Below are 20,536 nucleotides of genomic sequence, written 5' to 3'. Positions count from 1 at the left end.
ATGAAGCGGGTCTCCCTGCGACGCCCGCGGCAGCCTTTCCTGAAGACATGAACACCAACACGAAGGTCTGGTTCATCACCGGCGCGGGCCGAGGCATGGGCGTCGACATCGCGCGCACCGCTCTTGCCGCCGGCCACTCGGTCGTCGCAACCGGCCGCAACGCGGACCGGGTGCGGGCCTCGATCGGCGAGCACGAGAACCTGCTCGCCCTCTCCCTCGACATCACCGATCCCGACGCCGCGGCGGACGCCGCCCGGGCGGCCGTCGACCGTTTCGGTCGCATCGACGTTCTCGTCAACAATGCGGGCAACTTCTACGCCGGCTACTTCGAGAACATCAGCCCCGCGCAGTTCCGCGCGCAGATGGAGACCAACTTCTTCGGGCCGCTGAACGTCACTCGCGCGATCCTCCCGGTCATGCGCGCACAGCGGTCGGGCCAGGTCATCACGGTCACGTCGTCGGCCGGGCTCATCGGCCAGGAGTTCTGCGCCGCCTACGCCGCCTCCAAGTTCGCGCTCGAAGGCTGGATGGAGTCCCTGCGGTTCGACCTCGAACCGTTCGGCATCTCGACGATGGCCGTGGAGCCTGGCTTCTTCCGCACCGAGCTGCTCGTCGAAGGGGCCTCGACCATCTGGCCCGAGCTGGACATCGAGGACTACGCCGAGCGCACCACGCAGACCATCGCGGCCTGGAAGAGCATGAACGGGGAACAGGGCGGCGATCCGAAGAAGCTGGCTCAGGCCCTGGTCGCCCTCTCCGCCTCGGGGCACCTGCCGCTGCGCTTCGTGGCCGGCGCCGACGCGACCGCCGGGGTCGAGCAGAACCTCGCCACCATCCAGGGGCAGCTCGACGCGAACCGAGAGCTGTCCGCGTCGCTCTCCTACGACGTCTGACACAGAACCCCGACAGGAAGCCATCCTCATGACATCGACATCCCCTCTCGCCGGCACGGTCGCCATCGTGACCGGCGCCAGCAGTGGCATCGGCGAGGCAACCGCCCGCCGTCTGGCCGCGGAGGGCGCGTCCGTCGCGCTCGTCGCCCGGCGGGCCGGCCGGCTCAACACCCTCGCCGCGCAGATCCAGGCAGCGGGCGGTGCCGCCCTGGCCGTCGAGGCCGACATCACCGACCGCGCCCAGGCCGAAGCGGCAGTCCAGACAGTGATCGATCGGCTCGGCCGCCTGGACGTGCTCGTCAACAACGCAGGGCTCATGCTCCTCGGCCCGGTGGTCGGCGCCGACGTCGAAGAGTGGGAGCGCATGCTCGCGGTCAACGTGCAAGGCCTGCTGTACATGACCAACGCGGCACTACCGCACCTCCTGAAGGCCGCCGAGAACGACCCTCGCCAGGTCGCCGACGTCGTCAACATCAGCTCGATCGCCGGCCGTGTGGCCTGGGCGAACTACGGCGTGTACAACCTCACCAAGTTCGGCGTGAACGGCTTCACCCAGTCCCTGCGCCAGGAGGTCACCAAGAAGCACCTCCGGGTCGGCGTCCTGGAGCCCGGCGGCGTCGCTACCGAGCTCGGCTCCCACAACAGCGGGGCCATGCGCGACGACATCGACGCCTTCTTCGAGAACACCGAGACGCTCGTTCCTCAGGACATCGCCGACGGCATCGCCTACATGGTCACCCGCCCGCGGCACGCGTCCATCGCCGAGCTGTGGGTCATGCCCACCGACCAGGCCTGAGTCATCGAGCCCGGATCACGCCGTTCCACACACCTGAAGGAGAACCATCATGTCCGAATGGACGACAGACCAGCTCGCGGTGATCGCCGCGAACACCGACCTGTATCTCGCCCCGTTCCGTGAGGACGGCACCACCTACGGCACCCTCACCCAGACATGGGCGCTTGTCGTCGACGGCAAGGTGTACGTCCGAGCCGCCAACGGTCAGGGCTCGCGCTGGTACCAGGCCGCTGTTACTCAGAAGGCCGGAAAGGTCCGGGTCGCAGGTGCCGACATCGAGGTGACCTTCGATGCCGCCGGCACCGACGACGAGGCCGCGATCGATGCCGCCTACGAGGCGAAGTACCCCGGAAGCTCCGCCGTCCCGATCATGCAGGGTGCCGGCCCCAAGGCCGCATCCGTTCGCATCTGGCCGCGCTGAGAAACGCACCGAGTGCAACACGACCAAGCCTGGATCGACTGACCTTCCGCGTCAGGCGCCGGTCAGCGTCGTGCGCAGCCGCTTCTCGAAGGCCCCGAGCACTGGTTGCCCGGGCCGCGCGTCGAGGATCGCGAAGGCGACGTGCTCGAACCTCGGCCGTTCGGCCAGGGCTTCAGCGAAGGCAGAAGCGACGTCGGCGGGGTCGTTGCCGAACACTCCGCAGCCCCAGGCGCCGAGGACGATCCGGCGGCTGCCGTGGGCGGCGGCCACGTCGAGCACCCGCGCGGCCCGGCGGGCGAGCGTGGCCCCGACCTCGCCCACCGCGGCGGGCTGGTTGCGCTCGATCGCGGACAGGTTCGGCGCCGCAGCCGTCAGGAACGTGACCGGGTACGGTTCGGCGAGCAACGTGCCGCCGTCGTCCCGGATGACCGGGACGTCGGGGGAGAGGATGACCCGGTCGCTGTAGAGCAGGGACGTCTCGCGGCGGTGGTGCTCGTAGAACTCGGGCGCGGCGGTCTGGGACGCGTACAGCGCCGAGCTGCGCGCGATCGCCTCCTCCTGGGCCTGGGCGCCGTTGAGGAACCCGCCGCCCGGGTTGCGGGCCGAGGCGAAGACCAGGCAGGCGGTGCCCGGGCCGAGGCGCCGCGCCGCCGCCAGGCTCGACTCGTCGCGCACCTCGACCGTGGCGGGGCCGGACCAGGCGGCACCCTCGGGCAGCTGTGTGCCGGGGAGGATCAGGCGCGTCCCGGCGACGGCGGCGGCGACCTGGTCGGCGATGTCGACGCGCCGCCCGTGTGCGCTGTAGCTTCCGGCGCGGACGGCGTCCATGGTCTCGGCCGCGAGGGCGCGAAACCGGTCCCGGCTCCTGTTCGACGAGGTCACGGCCGCAATACTGGTCGCGGGAAACGCGGCCGGTCAATCAACGTGTCTGCGAGGTGCTGGGCAGCGGTGTGGGTTTCTCGGTCACGTCGAGAATGAAGAACGCTCCGCCTGCCATGGCGTTGGTGACGTGGCCCCACCTGGTCCCGCGAGACGAGGAGGTGCGCTTCTACCCAGTCATTGGGCCCGAAATCACGCTGATTCCGGGCCCAATGACCGGGTAGAAGCGCACCTTGCCGGCCGCCGCCGTCGGCGCCGTCATGGCGCCCCGTTCCGCTGACGCTCCACCGCCGGACCGTTGTGCTTTCCGTCGGAAATCGCACCGAACGACCACCCTGACATGATGACCGCATGGCGTGGTGGCACAGGAAGCCCAAGGAAGCGGACGGCGTCCGCCCGCCCAGCGATGCGGAGACGGCGGAGCTCATGCGCCAGCTCGCGGAGGAGTTCGTCCTGAGCTCCCGTGCCTCCGACCTCTTTCGACTACACGGTCGAGTCGATCACGGCACTCGAAGTTCTGATCGGCACCCTGCTGGAGTCGGCGTCCCCCGCCGACCTCGACAAGAGTTTCAGCCTCGGCATGGGCGCCTACGTGGGCGAGGTGATCGTGCGCCATCGCACTGGCGCGCACTGGTCCTATGACACCGACCAGAGCACCGCGCTGGTCCAGAGCGCCCAGCACGGCTCGTACCCCGTCTTCAAGGTCTCCAAGCGGTTCACGATCGGTCCGGAGCACTCCCTGGTGCAGTTCGTGCAGGCGGCGATCGACGACGAGATGCCGCCCGAGGCCCGCCGGCTCCCCTGAACGTCTCGCCCAAAAACGTCCCGCCCCAGGTGTTGACACCCCGCCCGCCTCGCCCCTAATGTCCTCGCTCATACGTAAGAGCACCCCTCCGCACTGTCGCGAGTCGCTGCTCATACGTATGAGCAGAGCACGCGCAGCGTATGCGCGGTGATCCACCTCGACGAAGCGGAAGGGATCTGGCATGGGACACGCACGATCGTTCGGGCGGCGCGTTTCAGCGCTGGTCGTCTCACTCGTCCTGCTCACCTCGGCCTGTGCGGGCGGCTCGTCGTCCGGCGACGGGACCGCGGGCGGGCGCGACGACACGATGATCTACGGCAAGGCGGACGGCGGCACCACGTTCGTCCACAACTACAACGTGGTAGGGCCCGCCGTCGACAAGGCGCCCAACATGGAGCTGGTCTACGAGCCGCTCATGCGCGTCGACTACAGCAACGGCGCCGTGGTCGAGCCGTGGCTCGCGGAGAGCTGGGAGTTCGACGACGCCGGCACCACCCTCACGGTGCACCTGCGCGACGGCGTCACGTTCTCGGACGGCGAGCCCTTCACGGCGGACGACGCCGTGTTCTCGCTGAACCTGCCGATCGAGCAGCCCGAGTTCTCGATCGCGGGCGTCACCTACGAGCGGGCCGAGAAGGTGGACGACCTGACGTTCACGGTCTCGTTCGCGGAGCCGTCGTTCGCCACGGTCAAGCAGTTCGCCAACATCCTGCTGCCGATGGTGCCGGAGCACATCTGGCGCGACCAGGACCTCAACACCTGGACCAACCCGGAGCCCGTCGGCACCGGGCCGTTCACGCTCGCCGAGTTCAAGCCGCAGCAGGTCACGCTCACCGCGCGGGACGACTACTGGGGCGGCGAGCTGCCCATGTCGACCTACAAGATCATCCCCACCAGCGCGGACGCCGCCAAGGCGCAGCTGCTGCGCGGGGACATCGACATCGCGCAGGGCTCCTGGGCCAACGGCGAGCAGGAGTACACGGCCAAGGACCCGGAGCACAACCTCTACCAGCTCTACCCGAACGGCGGCGCGATGTCGGCGATGTTCAACGCCGGCCGGCCCCCGTTCGACGACGTCCACGTGCGCCGTGCGCTGGCCATGACCATGGACCGCACCGCCATCACCACCACGCTCCAGCGTCCCGGCACCGAGGCAGGCCCCACCGGGCTCAACGCCACGGTCTACGCGGACTGGATCAACCCGGAGCTCGCCGAGCCGTGGCCCGTCGACGCCGAGGCCGCCCAGGCCGAGCTGGCCGACGGCGGCTGGACCGTGAAGGACGGCGCCCTCGTCAAGGACGGCGAGAGCTACCAGCCCACCATCCTGTTCAACAACGACTGGGCCTGGGGCAGCTACGCCGACATCCTCATCAACGGCTGGCGCGACACGCTCGGCATAGAGGTCAAGCCTGCCGGGCAGCCCACCGCCGGCTACTACGACGCGATGAACCTGGGCGACTTCGACATCACCGCGGCGTCCACGGGCGGGGCCGGCATCTACGGCGTCTACGGCTTCCTGGACGGCGACTTCGTGGTGCCGGTGGGGGAGAAGGCGACGCTCAACCAGGGCCGGTTCTCCAACCCCGAGGCCGACGAGATCATCGCGGCGATGGAGAGCACCGACGACGAGGCCGAGCTCAAGGAGCTGGGCCTGCGGATGCAGGAGCTCGTCGTGGACGAGGTGCCGTTCAGCCCGCTGTACGACAACTTCTACTTCGTCGAGATCAACGCGACCCGCTGGTCGGGCTGGCCCACGCCGGACAACTTCGACCACATCCCGTTCGTGGGGATGGGGCCGGACCTCATCCTCACGCTGCTCGGCCTCGAGCCGGCGGAGGGCTGACCATGACGACGACGGAGGCGCCCGCGCCGGTTCGCCCGGCGCCGGGCGGCCCGCCCGCGGCCGTGCGGGCGGTGCGCCGCTGGGGGTTCCTGCTGCGCCGGCTGGGGTTCTACGTCGCGGCGGCCGCCGCCGCGATCGTGCTCAACTTCCTGCTGCCGCGCCTGATGCCGGGGGACCCGTCCTCCGCGATCGTGGAGGAGCTGCAGCGGGTCAGCGGGCAGCAGGTGCCGCCGGAGACCCTGGAGAGCATCCGAGCGATCTTCGGCGACCCCGACCAGAACCTCGGCGAGCAGTTCCTCGGGTACCTGGGCCAGCTCGCGCGGTTCGACCTGGGTGTCTCCGTCGTCAACTTCCCCGTGCCCGTCAGCGAGCTCGTGCTGGAGGCGCTGCCCTGGACGCTGCTGCTGGTCGGCACCACCACCGTGCTCGCCTTCGTGCTCGGCACGGGCCTCGGCGTGATCGCCGGGTGGAAGGCCGGCAGCCGGCTCGACTCGATCCTCACGCCGCTGACGGCGTTCCTGTCGTCCGTGCCGTACTTCTGGGTCGCGCTCCTGGCCCTGTGGATCTTCGGTTTCGTGCTCGGCTGGTTCCCCCTGTCGGGTGGCTACGACGCCAACCTCGCCGAGGGGTTCAACCTGCCGTTCCTCGCCTCGGTCATGCACTACGGGGCGCTGCCCGCCGCGACCATCGTGTTCTCCGCGTTCGGCGGCTGGCTGCTGGGCATGCGGAACATGACGGTCACGACCGTCCGGGAGGACTACGTGCTGCTCGCCCAGGCCAAGGGCCTCTCCCGCGGCCGCGTCATCCTGCGCTATGCCGCGCGCAACGCGATGCTGCCCAGTTTCACCGGGTTCGCCATGGCGCTCGGCGGCGTGATCGGCGGCGCCCTGCTGACCGAGACCGTGTTCAGCTACCCCGGCATCGGCTACCTGCTGTTCGAGTCCCTCAACAAGCGTGACTACCCGATGATGCAGGGGGTCTTCCTGATCGTGACGCTCGCGACCCTGCTCGCCAACCTCCTGGCCGACTCCCTGTACGTGGTGCTCGACCCGCGCATCCGGGAACAGGGGTGAGCGCCATGAGAACCGGACTCCTGAAGGGCTGGAAGGTCCGCGTCGGCCTGTCCGTCATCGGCTTCTTCGTGCTCCTGGCGATCCTCGGGCCGTGGCTGACGGCGAGCGTCCCCGGCCTCGACCCGCGCGCCAACGACCTGACCGCGATCGGCCTGCCGCCGAGTGCCGAGCACTGGCTCGGCACCACCCAGTTCGGCCAGGACGTGCTGGCCCAGACCATCGAGGGCGCCCGCGGCTCCCTGTTCGTCGGGTTCCTCTCGGCGGTGATCGGCACGGCGCTCGCGATCCTCGTCGGGCTGCCCGCCGGGTATTTCGGCGGCCGCACCGACTCCTGGCTCAACTTCCTGTCCAACCTGTTCATCGTGATGCCCGTGCTGCCGCTCATCCTCATCGTCGCCGGCTACATGCAGGGCACGGGGCTGTGGGTCATCGCGCTGATCATCGGGTTCTTCGGCTGGTCGGGCGGCGCCCGCACCATCCGCGCGCAGGCCATGAGCGTGAGCAACCGCGACTTCGTGCTCGCGATGCGCACCCTCGGCGAGCCGCACCACCGGCTCCTGTTCCACGAGGTGCTGCCCCACCTGACCGGCTGGATCGCCGCGATGTTCCTGTCGGGCGTCATCGGCGGCGTCATGGCCGAGGCGGGTCTCGCCTTTCTCGGCATCTCCGACTCCGGCGCGATCAGCTGGGGCACCATGATCCAGGCCGCCCAGCAGCAGAGCGCGGTGCTGCGGGGCATGTGGTGGTGGTTCGTGCCGCCGGGGCTGTGCATCGCCCTGGTCGCGACGGGGGCGACGCTCGTGAACTTCGGCGTCGACGAGCTGGCCAACCCGAAGCTGCGCACGGTGCGGCGCTCCGTGGTGCGCCGCACCCGGGACCGTGCGGCCGAGACGTCCGTAGGGAGCGATGCCTGATGGTCACCCAGTTCGTGCCCGACACCGAGCAGTCCGTCGCCGGGACCACCGCCGAGCGGGGAGCCGACACCGACGTCCTGCGCGTCACCGGCCTGACCGTCGAGTACGTGACCGACGGCGACCCGGTGCGCGCCTGCGCCGACGTCACCTTCACGCTACGCCGCGGCGAGATCCTCGGCGTGGCGGGCGAGTCGGGCTCCGGCAAGTCCACCCTGATCACGGCCCTCACGAGGCTGCAGCGGCCGCCCGCCGTCACCACCGCGGGCAGCATCGTCTTCCAGCCGCGCGACGGCGGGGCCGCCGTCGACCTGGTCACCGCGAGTCCCAGGGCCCTGCGGGCGCTGCGCTGGACCTCCCTGTCCATCGTGCTGCAGAGCGCCATGGACGCGCTGAACCCCGTGATGCGGCTCGGCGCGCAGTTCGCCGACGCGCTGCGCACCCACGACCGGACCCTGACCAAGGACGCCGCCTGGGCGCGCGCCGCGGAGCTGCTCGCCACGGTCGGCATCTCGGGGGACCGGGCGCGCAGCTACCCGCACGAGCTGTCGGGCGGCATGCGGCAGCGCGCCAGCATCGCGCTCGCGCTCGCGTGCGGCCCGGAGCTCGTGGTCATGGACGAGCCGACGACGGCGGTCGACGTCGTCATGCAGCGGCAGATCCTGGCCCAGGTGCTGCGGCTGCGCCGGACGCTGGGGTTCGCCGTCGTCTTCGTGACGCACGACCTGTCGCTCCTGCTGGAGCTCGCCGACCGCATCGCCATCATGTACGCCGGGCGCATCGTGGAGCTCGGCACCGCATCGGAGCTCTACGACGATCCGCGCCACCCCTACACCCGCGGGCTGCGCGACTCGTTCCCGCCGCTGCACGCGCCCCTGCGGCGGCTCACGGGGATCCCGGGCACGCCGCCCGACCTGCGCCGTCCGCCGTCGGGCTGCCCGTTCCACCCGCGGTGCGCGGCCCGGTTCGAGGGGTGCGACACGCACCTGCCGGAGCTGGTCACCACGGGTGGGCACGCGGTCGCCTGCCGGCTGCACGACCCGACCGCGCGACCGGATCCGGCATCCGACCTGACATCTGAACCGGCATCCGACCCGACGCCCGTCCGAACCGAAGGGGGCTCCGCATGACCGCCACCACCGTTCCCACGTCGTCCGCCACCGGGGCCGGGGCACCGGACACCCCGGTCCTGGAGGCCGTGGACGTGACCAAGCACTTCGAGGTGCGTTCGGCCGTGGGCGCCCGCTCGGTGGTGCGCGCCGTGGAGGGCGCCTCGCTGGCGCTGCACCGCGGCCGGGTGGTCGCGCTCGTGGGGGAGTCCGGCAGCGGCAAGACGACGCTGGCCCGGCTGCTCGCGGGGTTCTACACCCCCACGAGCGGCGAGATCGCCCTGGAGGGCGTGCCCGTGCGGCAGCGGCGCGGCCGCGTGGAGCGCGGGTACCACAAGGACGTGCAGATCGTCTTCCAGGACCCGTTCGGGTCGCTGAACCCGCTGCACCGGGTGCGCCACAACCTGGAGCGGCCCCTCAAGCTGCACCACGGCGTGCGCGGCCGGGCGGAGCTGGACCGGCGGGTGCGGGAGCTGCTGGAGCGCGTGGCCCTGACGCCCACCGAGCAGTACGTGGACAAGTTCCCGCACGAGCTGTCCGGCGGGCAGCGGCAGCGCGTCGTCATCGCGCGCGCCCTGGCCGTCGAGCCCAAGGTGCTGCTCGGCGACGAGCCCATCTCGATGCTCGACGTGTCCATCCGCCTGGAGATGCTCAACCTGCTCGACCGGCTGCGCACCGAGGACGGCCTGGCGCTGCTCTACATCACGCACGACATCGCCAGCGCCCGCTACCTGTGCGACGACATCGTGGTGATGTACGCCGGCGAGATGGTCGAGGGCGGGCCCAAGGAGCAGGTCATCGCAGACCCGCAGCACCCGTACACGCGCCTGCTGGTGGAGTCCTCGCCCGACCCGGGTCGCGGCGCGCGCGACCGGGAGGCCCTGTTCGACGCCGACGCCGACGGCCTGGGCGAACCGCCCAGCCTCATCGACCCGCCGGCCGGCTGCCGGTTCCACCCGCGCTGCCCGTTCGCCATGGACGTGTGCCGCACGCAGGCACCGCCGCGCACCGACCTCGGCGAGGGCCGCTGGGCCCGCTGCTGGCTGCATGCCGCCGACCGCACCACCACCCAGGAGAACGAGTGACCACCACCCCGCGCCGTGCCCGGGCGCCCCGCCAGTCCGACGTCGCCGCGCTGGCCGGCGTCTCGCAGTCTGCCGTGTCCCGGGTGATCGGCGGCGACACGGACGCCGCCCGCATCCCCGAGGCCACCGCCCGGCGCATCCAGGACGCGATCAAGGAGCTGGGCTACGTGCCCAACCCGACGGCGCGCAAGCTGCGCACCGGCCGCAACCGGATGCTCGGCGTACACACCTTCGAGGCGGTGTTCCCGCGGGCGCGCGAGGACTTCTACTTCGAGTTCCTGCTCGGCATCGAGGAGCGGGCCGAGGAGATCGACCACGACCTGGTGCTGTTCACCTCCACGGGCGGCAGCGACGGACGGCGCCGCGTCTACCGCGACGGCGTCAACCGCCTCAACGTGGCCGACGGCGCGGTGCTGCTCGGCGTCGCCGCGGACCGGGCCGAGCTGGCGCGGCTGGAGGCCGACGGCTACCCCTTCGTGCACATCGGCCGCCGCGAGGTGCCCGGCACGCGCATCACGTGCGTCGTGCCCGACTACGAGTCGGCCGCCGCCGCGATCGTCGACCGCCTGGCCGACCTCGGGCACGTGCGGATCGCCTACCTGCGCGCCGGCATCGAGGAGGAGTCCTACGCGGACCGGCGGCGCGGCTACGAGTCCGCCGTCGCGCGACGCGGCCTGCGCGACGCCTCGCCCGCCAGGCCCGGCCTCGACGACGGCAGCCTCGACCCCGCCTGGCTCGACGCGGTCGCCGCCGGCGAGGTCACCGCCGTCGTCGCCGACGCCGAGTGGCTGGCGCACCCGCTCGCCGACGGGCTGGCCGCCCGCGGGCTGACCGTGCCGCGCGACGTGTCCGTCGCCGTCCTGGAGGGCGTGGCCCCCGACGCCCCCGTGCGCTGGGACTGCCTGCAGATCCCGCGCCGCGAGGTGGGCCGCCTCGCCATCGACACGCTCGTCGGCATGCTCGACGAGCCCGGCGAGCTGGTCGCGGACGTGCTCGTCGAGTGCGTCCTCGTCGACGGAGAGACCGTGGCCGCGCCGCCGGCCGGACCATCAGCACCGGCCGGACCATCAGCACCGGACGGACCATCAGCACCGGACGGACCATCAGCACCGACGAAGGGGAACGCTGGATGAGCGCGGGGACGAGCGAGCGCAAGACCGACGTGCTGATCGTGGGCGGCGGCATGGGCGGCGTGGCCGCCGCCCTGACCGCGGCCCGGCTGGGCCGGCGCGTGGTGCTGACCGAACCCACGGACTGGCTCGGCGGCCAGCTCACCGCGCAGGCCGTGCCCCCGGACGAGCACACCTGGATCGAGGACGGCTACGCCCCGCCCGGGTACGCCGAGCTGCGCCGCCGCGTGCGCGACTACTACCGGCGCAACTACCCGCTCACGCCGCGCGCCGCCGCCGACCCGCTGCTCGACCCCGGCCTCGGCATCGTCAGCCACCTGTGCCACGAGCCGCGCGTCGCCGCCGCCGTCCTGGAGGAGATGATCGCCCCCTGGCGCGCCGGCGGGCAGATCGAGCTGCTGCTCGGCCACGAGCCCGTCTCCGCCCACACCTCCGGCGACGAGGTCGACGCCGTCACCCTGCGCGACACCCGCGACGGCCACGAGACCACGGTGCACGCCGACTACGTCGTGGACGCCACCGAGCTCGGCGACCTGCTGGAGCTCGCCGACGTCGAGCACGTCATCGGCGCCGAGGGGCGCGACGAGACCGGCGAGCCACACGCCCCCGCCGTCGCCGACCCCCTCGACCAGCAGGCGATCTCCTGGTGCTTCGCCCTGGAGCACCGGCCCGGCGAGGACCACACCGTGGGTCGGCCTGCCGGCTACGCCCACTGGCGCACCGCCGTCGCGCCCTTCTGGCCCGGCCCGCAGCTCTCCTTCGACGACGTCGTGCCCATCACCCTGCAGCCGCGCACCTCGCGCCTGTTCGAGGCCGACCACGCCCGCAACGCCCACTTCCCGCTGTGGACCTTCCGCCGCGTCCTGGCCCGCGAGAACTTTGCCGACGGCGCGATCAGCGACGTCACGATCGTCAACTGGCCCCAGATCGACTACTGGGAGGCGCCCCTGCTCGGCCCCGGCGTCGACGACGCCGCCCGCGCGGCGGCGCTCGCGGGCGCGCGCGACCTCTCGCTCTCGTTCCTGCACTGGCTCCAGACGGAGGCGCCCCGGCCCGACGGCGGCGCCGGCTACCCCGGCCTGCGCCTGCGCCCCGACGTCACCGGGACGCCAGACGGCCTGGCCAAGACCCCGTACATCCGCGAGGCCCGCCGCATCCGGGCGGAGCTGACCGTCACCGAGCAGCACGTGGGCGTGCAGGCGAGGCCCGACGGCGCCGGCAGCGAGGTCTTCCCCGACACCGTGGGCCTGGGCCGGTACCGGATCGACCTGCACCCCAGCACTGCCGGGCGCTCCTACGTGGACATCGAGGCGTACCCGTTCCAGGTGCCGCTCGGGGCGCTGGTGCCGGTGCGGGTGGAGAACCTGCTGCCCGCCGGCAAGAACATCGGCACCACGCACATCACCAACGGCTGCTACCGGCTGCACCCCGTGGAGTGGGGCATCGGCGAGGCCGTCGGGGCGCTCGTCGCGTTCTGCCTCGACCGAGGCCTGCCGCCGCGCAAGGTGCGCAGCGACCCGGCGCGGCTCGCCGACTACCAGCGCCTGCTCACCGACACGCTCGGCATCACGCTCGCGTGGCCCGACGACATCCGTACCCACCGCGAGTGAGGGGAGGCAACTGACCGAACTCATCGACTTCGGTCCGATGACCTGAGATCGGTCGGTCAATCGACCGGTCTCAGTGCGTCCGACCGATCTCGTTGTGCTGCTCTCATCTGTGCCATGTCTTGTACCAGCTCGACCGCTCGTTCGACGAAGAACGGAGAACCATCGTGCTGCGAAACATCCTGTTCAGGGGCCGCAGTCCCGAGCCCACCGTCCCGGCTCCCATCAGCCCGGCTCCGCCCGTCTCCCGCCCCGCCGCGCGCCCGCCGCGGCGGGCGCGGACACGGCACGCGGTCGCCGCGTCCGCGCTCGCGCTGGTCGTGGCGGGTCTGGGGCTCACGGTCCCTGCGGCGGGAGCGGCCGGCGCGGCGCCCGCCGACGTCGAGCGCACCAAGGTCGCGCCCGCCGCCCTCTCGCCCGCCGCCGAGGCCGCCCCCGCCGCCGTCCCGCGTCTCGGCACCTCCGGCAACAAGATCGTCGACGCCGCCGGCACCCCCGTACAGCTGCGCGGCGTGTCCGTGCTGGCCCCGCGGCACAACGCCGAGTGCCCCGAGTGCCACCCGAGGCCGATCTCCGACGTGATCGACATGACCGTGTCCGACGGCTGGCAGTCTGACGTCGTACGCCTGCCCGTCACGGTCTGGGGTTCGCTCAGCGTCGAGGACAACGTGGCCCAGTACGTGGACCCCTACGTGCAGCAGGCCGTGGAGCTGGGCATCTACATCATCGTGGACCTGCACTACGTGTCCGACTACGGCAGCACGGGCGTGCCGCAGTCGACGGTCGCGGAGTTCTGGGACTACGTGGCGCCGCTGTACGCCGACGTGCCGAACGTGATCTACGAGGTCTTCAACGAGCCCGTCGCGCCCGCGAGCTGGGCCACGTGGAAGGCGTACATCCAGCCGGTGGTGGACGACATCCGGGCCGTCGCGCCCGAGACGCTGCTGCTCATGGGCGGGCCGCAGTGGAGCACGTACGTCAACCAGGCGGCGGCCGACCCGATCGCCGGGAACGACATCGCCTACGTCTACCACCTGTACCCCAACCAGGGGGACGCCACGGCGGCCAACCTGGACGCCAAGTTCGGCAACGCGGCCCAGCAGATCCCGGTGATCCTCACCGAGTTCGGCTGGAACCCGCCCGGCGAGTTCTCCGACCCGACCGTCACGCAGGGCACGACGTCGGGCTGGGGCATCCCGCTGCGCCAGTACCTCGACGCCCGGCCGCACATCAGCTGGACGGCGTGGATCTTCGACAACTACTGGAAGCCGCAGATGTTCGACCACGACTGGAACCTGCTCGGCGGCGAGCACCAGGGCGCGATGATCAAGGCGTGGCTCGCCGACCAGCCGTACGCGTCCCCGTGCGCGTCCCACGCGGCGGTCGGGGCGACGGCGGTCGCGTCGTCGTCCAGCAGCGCCACCAGCGGCGCGGCCAAGGCGGTGGACGGCGACTGCACCAACGCGGGCCGCTGGCTGTCGGCGGCGGGTGACACCGCGCCCACCCTGACGATCACCCTCGACGCGCCCACGGTCGTGGACCAGGTCGACGTGTACAGCGGGTTCATCGGCGGAGGCTCGGTCAACGTGCTGCGCGACTTCACGGTCGAGGTGCACACGTCCGCCGGGTGGCAGCAGGCGGCCGCCTTCGACGACAACACGCTCGGCCTGGTCAGCGTGCCGGGGCCGCCGGCGGCCGTCGACCAGGTGCGGCTCGTGATCACGGACCCGTCGAACTACACCCCGGACGTGGCCCGGGTGTTCGAGGTGGCGGTCCGGGCGGGCTGACCCGAGCGCCGGGGCGGACGGCGGTGCCGCCCGCCCCGGTGGTCGTCGGCGACCAGGCGCCGGTCCAGGGCGCTGCGGTTCCAGGACACCTGGCGCACGTCGATGAACGCGCGGATGCACCCGGGGCAGCCGTCCAGGTGCCGCTCCAGCCGGTGCCGGCGGTGGGGGAGCAGCCGTCCCGAGAGGTAGTCGTGGATCGAGGCTCGCGTCGAGCGGCACTCGGGGCGTGGCGCGCGGTCGCCGTGCTGCCTCGCCTCGCCCGACGGCCCCGTCCCGCCCGGCAGCCCGGCCAACGCGGTGCGGAGCCTGGCGACGTCGGCCCGACGCGCACCCGTGTTCGTCACGCGCACTGCCCCCTCTGCGTAGAGTGTCCGGCCGGACCGGCCGGGCAAATAGTGCCACTGCACACCGGGAGTTGCGCAAACCGACGGGTGATACGTGCTGACGGCGGTCCGGGAGCCGTGTCAGCGCCGTGTCAGCGTCGTGTCCGCGGGTGCCGACAGCATCCTCGGCATGGAGAACCTGTCCGGCCCCACAGCCTTCGTCGAAGACACGCGCACCAACCGCGTCGCCGAGCTCCTGCTCGCCGAACGCCACTCCCTGCCCCTGTCCGTCGCGCTGCACCTCGTGCCCGGCGTCCTGATCGTCGCCGTCTACCTGCTCGTGGCCCAGCCGCTGGTCCGGGCCATCCACTACCCGTCGTTCCTGGGCTGGGCGATCGCCCTGGTCATCGTGCTCTACCCGCTGCAGCTCGGCCTGCTCTGGCTCGGCCGCTACCGCACCGGCCGGTACTCGCTGCGGGGCGTGCTCGGCTACCTGGACAAGCCGCTCCCGCGCGGCCGCCTGATCGGCATGATCGCCGGCCTCATGGCCTGGTTCATCGTGCTGTCCTCGGTGCTCACCGTCCTGGACACCGCCGTCTTCGAGGCCTTCTTCACGTGGCTCCCGTTCGACGACGTCGGCGCCAGCGCCACCACGTACCTGGAGGGCAACGACCGCACGGTCATGATCATCACGCTGGCCGCGTCCATCCCGTTCACGGGCTTCACGCTGCCGCTCATCGAGGAGTACTACTTTCGCGGGTTCCTGATGCCGCGCCTGGCCCACCTGGGCGCCTGGGCGCCGGTGCTCAGCACCGTCCTCTTCTCGCTCTACCACCTCTGGTCGCCCTGGGTGTTCCTGTCCCGCGTGATCTTCTTCTTCCCCGGTCCCTGGTTCGTCTGGAAGAAGCAGGACCTGCGGCTGTCCATCGGCATGCACGCCGGCACCACGCTGCTCCTGGCCACCGGCGGCACCGTCGCCCTGATGCTGGGGATCATGTGATGAGCGACCTCGCGATCGCGGTCTCGGGGCTGCGCAAGACGTTCAAGGACAAGGTGGTGCTCGACGGCATCGACCTCGACGTCCGGGCGGGCACCATCTTCTCGCTGCTCGGCCCCAACGGCGCCGGCAAGACGACGACGGTGAACCTGCTGACCACTCTGACCCGGCCCGACGGCGGCACGGCACGCGTCGCCGGCCACGACCTGGCGACCGAGGCGAAGGCCGTGCGCGCCGCGATCGGCGTGACCGGCCAGTTCGCCGCCGTCGACGAGCTGCTCACGGGGACCGAGAACCTGCAGCTCATGGTCGACCTGAACGGCCGTGCCGGCGGCCGGTCCGTCGGGGAGCTGCTGGAGCGCTTCGAGCTGACCGAGGCGGCGCACAAGCCGGCGTCGACCTATTCGGGCGGCATGCGCCGCAAGCTCGACCTGGCGATGACCCTGGTGGGCGACCCGGAGATCATCTTCCTGGACGAGCCGACCACGGGCCTGGACCCGCGCAGCCGCCGCACGATGTGGTCGATCATCCGCGACCTGGTGGCCGACGGCGTGACGATCTTCCTCACCACGCAGTACCTGGAGGAGGCCGACCAGCTCGCCGACCGGATCGCCGTCCTGGATCAGGGCCGCATCGTGGCCCAGGGCACGGCCGACGAGCTCAAGCGTCAGATCCCCGGCACCCACGTGCGGCTGCGGTTCGCCACCCTCGCGGAGCTCGACGCCGCCGCCCGGGTGCTGGCCGACGCCACGCGGGACGACGACGCGCTGAGCCTGCGGGTCCCCGGCGACGGCGGCACCCGGTCGCTGCGCACCCTGCTGGACCGGCTCGACGAGTACTCCCTGAGCGCCGAGGAGCTGTCCGTGCACACGCCCGACCTGGACGACGTGTTCCTCGCCCTGACCGGGCACGCCGCTGCCCCGACGACCGCCCCGAACACAGAGAAGGAGGCCGCCCGATGAGCGCCGCACCCCACGCCGTCGTCATGCTGCGCCGGAACTTCAAGCACATCGCCCGCAACCCGACCGCCGTCTTCAACGCGGTGCTGATGCCGATCATCATCCTGCTGATGTTCGTCTACATGTTCGGCGACGCCTTCGACGTGGGCGTCGACTACATCGACTACGCGACCCCGGGCCTGATCCTGCTGGCCGTCTGCTACGGCCTCGGGTCCACGGCCACCGCGGTGAACTCCGACATGACCAAGGGGATCATCAACCGGTTCAAGGTCATGGACGTCTCGCGCAGCGCCGTGCTGACGGGCCACGTCGTGGCCAGCCTGCTCACCAACGTCGTGGCCGTCGCGGCCCTGCTCGGGGTGGCGTTCCTGCTCGGGTTCGGCCCGGCGGCGGGACCCCTGGACTGGCTGGGCGTGGCCGGCATGGTCGCGCTGCTCGGGTTCGCGACCGGCTGGCTGACCGTCGCGCTGGGGCTGGCCGCGAAGTCGCCCGAGACGGCGGGCCTGGCGTCCGTGCCGCTGGTCATGCTGCCGTTCTTCAGCAGCGCGATCGTCCCGGCCGACACCATGGGGCCCGGGCTGGCGCAGTTCGCGCGGTACCAGCCGTTCACGCCGATCATCGAGACCGTCCGGGGGCTGCTCGCCGGCACGCCGTCACTGGGCACCGCACTGGTCGCCGTCGGCTGGTGCGTCGCCATCGCCCTGGTGGGCTACGTCTGGGCGGGCGCCACGTTCACGAAGCGAGCGTGACGGCGGCCAGCCCCTCCCAGCCCGACTCCCGCTCCCAGGCCAGCCCCGCAGCGGCCGCCTCGGCGAACCCTGTGTCGCCGAGGCGGCCGCGCGCCGCGCCCTCGACCCGCGCGATGTCCGGCGTGGCGCGGTAGTCGCGCCGCTCGTGCACCGCGGAGCTCGCCCCGAGCAGGCGCGCGGCCTGGGCGTGGTCCCCGAGCCGCAGCGCCAGGTCCGCGACACCGACGAGCGCGACGGCGACCATGGGCGCGTGGCCGGTCTCCGCGGCGGCCCTGCACGCCGCCGTGTGGTGGACGCGCGCCTCGTCGAGGTCGGGGGAGAGGTAGCCGAGCTGGTCGCGCATGACCGCGCTGACGTGCGCCCCGTCGGCCTCCGCACCCCAGATCTCCGCGGCGGTGGCCAGGTGCTCGCGCGCCGCGGCGGCATCGCCGCGCCACCGTGCCAGCTCCGCCCTGGCGAGCGCCAGCGCGCCGAGGGTGCCCGGCCACGTGACCCGCCGCGCGTGCCGCTCGGCGTCGGCCATGGCGGCCGCGCTCGCGTCCTGGTCGCCCAGCAGCCAGTGCAGGTGGGCCAGGCGCGACCGGACCTGGATGACGTCGTCGACGGCGCCGATCTCGGTGACGACCACGGCGGCCTGCTCGTAGTGCTCGCAGGCGGCCGCGAGCTCGCCGCGCGCGGCGAGCTGGTCGGCCAGCTCGGACAGGGCGAACGAGATGCCGAACCGCTCGCCGAGCGCCCGGAACTCCGCCAGCGCCAGCCCGAGGTCCGCCTCCGCCTCCTGCTCGTCCCGGCCCAGGATCAGCTTGATCTTGCCGAGGTGCAGGCGGGCCAGCGCATGGACCCAGGGGTCCGCGTCGTCCAGCACGGACTCCCAGGCGGCCACGCCCTCGTGCGGGGCCGCGAGCAGGCGCTCCAGCGGGGCGGTCAGCAGCAGTGCGGGGTGCTGCCGTTCGGCGTCCTGGCTGAACCGGTAGGCCTTGTGGATCCAGTCGGCGGCCGTGTGCTCGTCGCCCAGGCCGGCGCTCAGGAACACCGAGAGCAGGGCGTACACCCAGGCCCGGACGCCGTCGTCCACCTCGCCGGGCAGCTTGGTCGCCGCGAGGATCAGGTCCATGCCCTCGGCCTTGTGGCCGCTCAGCCACCAGTACCAGCCGGAGCCCGCCGCGAGCCGCATCGCCTCCGGTGCCTCGCCCGCGGCCAGCGCGCCGCGCATCGCGGCCGTGAGGTTGTCGTGCTCGACGGTCAGCGTGGCGAGCCAGACGAGCTGCTCGGCGCGGCGCAGGTGCGGCTCGGCCGTCTCGGCGAGCTCGGTGAACCAGGCCAGGTGGGCCCGGCGCGCGAGGTCGCTCTCCCCGGCTTCCGTGAGGCGCCCGGCAGCGTACTCCTTGATGGTGCCGAGCATCCGGTAGCGCGGGGTGTGGGCGTCGCCGTCCGCGACGAGCAGCGACTTCTCGGTCAGCGCGGTGAGCAGGTCGAGCACGTCGTCCTGCGCCACACCCGACGCCCCGTCGGAGCAGACACGTTCGGCGGCCTCCAGGCTCGTCCCGCCCCGGAACAGCGACAGGCGGCACAGGACCGTCCGCTCGGCGTCCGTCAGCAGCTCCCAGCTCCAGTCGACCATCGCGCGCAGCGTGCGGTGGCGTGGCAGCGCGGTGCGGCTGCCGCCGGTCAGCAGGCGGAACCGGTCGTCGAGCCGGGCGGCGAGCTGGTCGATCGACATGGTGCGCAGCCGGGCGGCGGCCAGCTCGATGGCCAGGGGCATCCCGTCCAGCGCCCGGCAGACGCGCGCCATGGTCGTCAGCGTGGCGGCGTCGACGGCAAGGTCCGTGCGCACCGCGCGCGCCCGGTCGAGCAGCAGCCGGACGGCAGGCGCCGACCTGATCTCGTCGCCGTCGGCCGCGGCGCCCGGCAGGGCCAGCGGCAGGACCTGCCAGAGCGCCTCGCCCGGGATGCCGACCGCCTCCCGGCTCGTGGCCAGGATCCGCAGCCGCTGGCACTCCCCGAGGACCCGTTCGGCGAACACCGCGACGGCGTCGATCACGTGCTCGCAGTTGTCCAGGACCAGCAGCGCCTCGCGGTCGCGGACGGCGGCGACGACGCGGTCGGTCGCGTCCAGGTGCGGCGCCTCGCCGAGGAGGGCGTCCCGGAGCTCGAGCGCGGTGAGCGCCGCCTGCGCCACGTCGTCGTCGGGCCCGAGGGGCGCCAGCTCGACCAGCCACGCCCCGTCGGGGAGGTCGCCGGCCAGCAGGCGCGCGGTCTCACCGGCCAGCCGGGTCTTGCCCGCGCCGCCCGGGCCCACCAGGGTGGTCAGCCGGTGCTCCGCGACCAGGCCGCGCACCACGGCGAGGTCGGCGTCCCGGCCGACGAAGCTGGTCAGCGCGGCCCGCGCGTTGGTCCGGCGCGTCGCCTCGCGCGGGGCCAGCTCGCCCCGCAGCAGGGCGACGTGGAGGTCCGACAGCTCCGGTGAGGGGTCCACGCCCAGCGCGTCGGCGAGGGCCTCGCGCGTGCGCTGGTAGGCCTCCAGCGCCTCGGCGTCACGCCCGGCCGCGGCCAGCGCGCGCATCAGCGCGGCGACGAGCGGCTCGCGCACGGGGTGCTCGGCCACCAGGTCGGTCAGCTCCGCGACCAGGTCGGCGCCGTGGCCGAGGTCGAGCTCCGCGTCGAACCGGTCCTCCAGGGCCGTCAGGCGGAGCCGGTCGAGCCGGGTGACGACGGCGGCGAGGCTCCCGCCACCGACCCCGCCACCGACCCCGCCGTCCGCCCCGCCGATGTCCTGCAGGGCCGGGCCGCGCCACAGCCCGAGGGCGTCGCGCAGCAGCCCGACGCGGCCCGCGACGTCGGCGTCGTGCGCCCGGGCGACCAGGCGCTCGAACCGCACGGCGTCCACGTCGTCGGGGGCCACCAGCAGCCGGTAGCCGCTCACCTGGCCCTCCAGCGAGCCGTCCGGCAGCACCTTGCGCAGCCGGGAGACCAGGCGCTGGAGCGCGTTCGTCGCGTCGGACGGCGGGGCCTCGCCCCAGATCCAGTCCACCAGCGTCGCCTTGGGCACCACGCGGCCGGGGTCGAGCGCGAGCGCGGCCAGCAGCGCGCGCAGCCGCGTCCCGGGGACGTCGGCGGCGGCGCCGTCGTCCAGGGTGACCTCGAACGGACCGATCAGCCTGATCTGCAC

At 72.4% G+C, this 20,536-nt stretch carries 18 protein-coding genes; 15 read left to right on the top strand and 3 right to left on the bottom strand.

The features are described 5' to 3' along the window. Window positions 1-47: 47 nt before the first annotated feature. From ACIPN7_RS10775 to ACIPN7_RS10765, 3 genes are read left to right on the top strand one after another with little or no spacing between them, the layout of a single operon-like run. A complete protein-coding gene (locus ACIPN7_RS10775) occupies window positions 48-893 on the top strand; it encodes an SDR family oxidoreductase (protein ID WP_400541055.1) in 846 nt (281 codons plus the stop codon). Window positions 894-921: 28 nt separating this feature from the next. Then, window positions 922-1,689, top strand: a complete 768-nt coding sequence (locus tag ACIPN7_RS10770) for an SDR family NAD(P)-dependent oxidoreductase (RefSeq protein WP_400541052.1) — start codon at window positions 922-924, stop codon at window positions 1,687-1,689. A gap of 49 nt (window positions 1,690-1,738) precedes the next feature. Beyond that, window positions 1,739-2,110 (top strand): DUF2255 family protein, encoded by a 372-nt coding sequence (locus ACIPN7_RS10765; RefSeq protein WP_400541049.1) that lies wholly within the window; start codon window positions 1,739-1,741, stop codon window positions 2,108-2,110. A 51-nt stretch (window positions 2,111-2,161) separates the two neighbouring features. Here ACIPN7_RS10765 and ACIPN7_RS10760 read toward each other — a convergent pair whose 3' ends face one another. Beyond that, the gene (locus tag ACIPN7_RS10760) at window positions 2,162-2,992 is read right to left on the bottom strand and encodes a TIGR02452 family protein (RefSeq protein ID WP_400541046.1); all 831 of its coding nucleotides are present in this window, start codon (window positions 2,990-2,992) and stop codon (window positions 2,162-2,164) included. Window positions 2,993-3,452: 460 nt separating this feature from the next. Between ACIPN7_RS10760 and ACIPN7_RS10755 the strand changes: the two genes are divergently transcribed. From ACIPN7_RS10755 to ACIPN7_RS10715, 9 genes are all read left to right on the top strand, one after another. Next, entirely contained in the window at window positions 3,453-3,794 is a 342-nt protein-coding gene (locus ACIPN7_RS10755; protein ID WP_400541043.1) for a hypothetical protein, read from the top strand. Between the two features lie 181 nt (window positions 3,795-3,975). Then, window positions 3,976-5,637, top strand: coding sequence for an ABC transporter substrate-binding protein (locus ACIPN7_RS10750; RefSeq protein ID WP_400541040.1), 1,662 nt, complete (start codon window positions 3,976-3,978; stop codon window positions 5,635-5,637). A gap of 2 nt (window positions 5,638-5,639) precedes the next feature. After that, a complete protein-coding gene (locus ACIPN7_RS10745; RefSeq protein ID WP_400541037.1) occupies window positions 5,640-6,710 on the top strand; it encodes an ABC transporter permease in 1,071 nt (356 codons plus the stop codon). Window positions 6,711-6,715: 5 nt separating this feature from the next. After that, the gene (locus ACIPN7_RS10740; protein WP_400541034.1) at window positions 6,716-7,624 is read left to right on the top strand and encodes an ABC transporter permease; all 909 of its coding nucleotides are present in this window, start codon (window positions 6,716-6,718) and stop codon (window positions 7,622-7,624) included. Continuing rightward, window positions 7,624-8,751 (top strand): ABC transporter ATP-binding protein, encoded by a 1,128-nt coding sequence (locus ACIPN7_RS10735; protein ID WP_400541031.1) that lies wholly within the window; start codon window positions 7,624-7,626, stop codon window positions 8,749-8,751. The genes ACIPN7_RS10740 and ACIPN7_RS10735 overlap by 1 nt, the downstream gene beginning before the upstream one ends. After that, window positions 8,748-9,815, top strand: a complete 1,068-nt coding sequence (locus ACIPN7_RS10730) for an ABC transporter ATP-binding protein (protein ID WP_400541028.1) — start codon at window positions 8,748-8,750, stop codon at window positions 9,813-9,815. The genes ACIPN7_RS10735 and ACIPN7_RS10730 overlap by 4 nt, the downstream gene beginning before the upstream one ends. Then, on the top strand, window positions 9,812-10,948 hold the full coding sequence (locus ACIPN7_RS10725; RefSeq protein WP_400541025.1) for a LacI family DNA-binding transcriptional regulator: 1,137 nt from the start codon (window positions 9,812-9,814) through the stop codon (window positions 10,946-10,948). Before ACIPN7_RS10730 ends, ACIPN7_RS10725 begins: the two co-directional genes overlap by 4 nt. Further along, a complete protein-coding gene (locus ACIPN7_RS10720; RefSeq protein WP_400541022.1) occupies window positions 10,945-12,555 on the top strand; it encodes an FAD-dependent oxidoreductase in 1,611 nt (536 codons plus the stop codon). The genes ACIPN7_RS10725 and ACIPN7_RS10720 overlap by 4 nt, the downstream gene beginning before the upstream one ends. Window positions 12,556-12,719: 164 nt before the next feature. Next, on the top strand, window positions 12,720-14,339 hold the full coding sequence (locus ACIPN7_RS10715) for a cellulase family glycosylhydrolase (RefSeq protein WP_400541019.1): 1,620 nt from the start codon (window positions 12,720-12,722) through the stop codon (window positions 14,337-14,339). On the opposite strand, the gene ACIPN7_RS10710 is transcribed toward ACIPN7_RS10715, so the two are convergent. Beyond that, a complete protein-coding gene (locus tag ACIPN7_RS10710; protein ID WP_400541016.1) occupies window positions 14,288-14,683 on the bottom strand; it encodes a zf-HC2 domain-containing protein in 396 nt (131 codons plus the stop codon). The two genes, ACIPN7_RS10715 and ACIPN7_RS10710, sit on opposite strands and share 52 nt — an antisense overlap. Window positions 14,684-14,852: 169 nt before the next feature. Here ACIPN7_RS10710 and ACIPN7_RS10705 point away from each other — a divergent pair, with 169 nt between their 5' ends. Genes ACIPN7_RS10705 through ACIPN7_RS10695 form a run of 3 tightly spaced genes read left to right on the top strand, consistent with a single transcriptional unit; the run spans window position 14,853 to window position 17,367 of the window. Further along, complete coding sequence (locus ACIPN7_RS10705) at window positions 14,853-15,662, top strand: lysostaphin resistance A-like protein (RefSeq protein ID WP_400541013.1); 810 nt, start codon at window positions 14,853-14,855, stop codon at window positions 15,660-15,662. After that, entirely contained in the window at window positions 15,662-16,621 is a 960-nt protein-coding gene (locus ACIPN7_RS10700; protein WP_400541010.1) for an ATP-binding cassette domain-containing protein, read from the top strand. The genes ACIPN7_RS10705 and ACIPN7_RS10700 overlap by 1 nt, the downstream gene beginning before the upstream one ends. Further along, a complete protein-coding gene (locus ACIPN7_RS10695) occupies window positions 16,618-17,367 on the top strand; it encodes an ABC transporter permease (RefSeq protein WP_400541007.1) in 750 nt (249 codons plus the stop codon). Before ACIPN7_RS10700 ends, ACIPN7_RS10695 begins: the two co-directional genes overlap by 4 nt. On the opposite strand, the gene ACIPN7_RS10690 is transcribed toward ACIPN7_RS10695, so the two are convergent. Then, window positions 17,351-20,536 carry a BTAD domain-containing putative transcriptional regulator gene (locus tag ACIPN7_RS10690; RefSeq protein ID WP_400541004.1) on the bottom strand — a complete coding sequence of 1,062 codons (3,186 nt, stop codon included), beginning with the start codon at window positions 20,534-20,536 and terminating at the stop codon, window positions 17,351-17,353. The two genes, ACIPN7_RS10695 and ACIPN7_RS10690, sit on opposite strands and share 17 nt — an antisense overlap.

This window comes from Promicromonospora sp. NPDC090134, from assembly GCF_044746965.1.
Lineage (GTDB): Bacteria > Actinomycetota > Actinomycetes > Actinomycetales > Cellulomonadaceae > Promicromonospora.
Note: the sequence above shows the minus strand (reverse complement) of the source record. Positions and strands in the feature narration are given on the sequence as shown.